This window comes from Paenibacillus sp. TCA20 (assembly GCF_000732325.1).
Taxonomy (GTDB): domain Bacteria; phylum Bacillota; class Bacilli; order Paenibacillales; family Paenibacillaceae; genus Paenibacillus; species Paenibacillus urinalis.
In genome coordinates, this window is record NZ_BBIW01000033.1 from 1 (window position 1) to 604 (window position 604).

Consider the following 604-nt stretch of genomic DNA (forward strand, 5'->3'; position numbering starts at 1 on the left):
ATCACTTTGCAATAGCAAAGTAACACTCACTCGTTGTTTGGTTTTGAGAGAGCAAGTCTCTTTCAATTTAATACAATATATGATTGATTGGCATCAATCATGCGTTTGGTGGCGATAGCGGAGGGGTTCCACACGTACCCATCCCGAACACGACCGTTAAGCCCTCCAGCGCCGATGGTACTTGGACCGCAGGGTCCTGGGAGAGTAGGACGTTGCCAAGCGCAGCCCTTTCGGGTTTTGCATAAGCAAGATTCATGGGCCCTTAGCTCAGCTGGTTAGAGCGCACCCCTGATAAGGGTGAGGTCGGTGGTTCGAGTCCACTAGGGCCCACCATTTAACTTCATAATACTTTTACTATGGGGCCATAGCTCAGCTGGGAGAGCGCCTGCCTTGCAAGCAGGAGGTCAGCGGTTCGATCCCGCTTGGCTCCACCATAAGATTATTCTAAAGTATGGTCATAAAATTTCATCCGCACATTTGTGATGGACTGAGAATTTTATGTTAGCAACAAAGTTGCTCTTTGAAAACTAGATAAACGAAACAATTTTGCGATTTAGAAATATCCTTCTTACCTGAACTTGTGTTCAACAAGTGAAGTAAGGAA

At 46.2% G+C, this 604-nt stretch carries 2 tRNA genes and 1 rRNA gene; all 3 read left to right on the forward strand.

The annotated features are described in order from the left end of the window. Positions 1–104 precede the first annotated feature (104 nt). Positions 105–221 (forward strand): 5S ribosomal RNA (rrf, locus tag TCA2_RS25995). A 35-nt stretch (positions 222–256) separates the two neighbouring features. After that, a tRNA-Ile gene (locus tag TCA2_RS26000) sits at positions 257–333 on the forward strand. 25 nt (positions 334–358) lie between these two features. Next, positions 359–434: transfer RNA gene (locus TCA2_RS26005), tRNA-Ala, on the forward strand. Positions 435–604 lie beyond the last annotated feature (170 nt).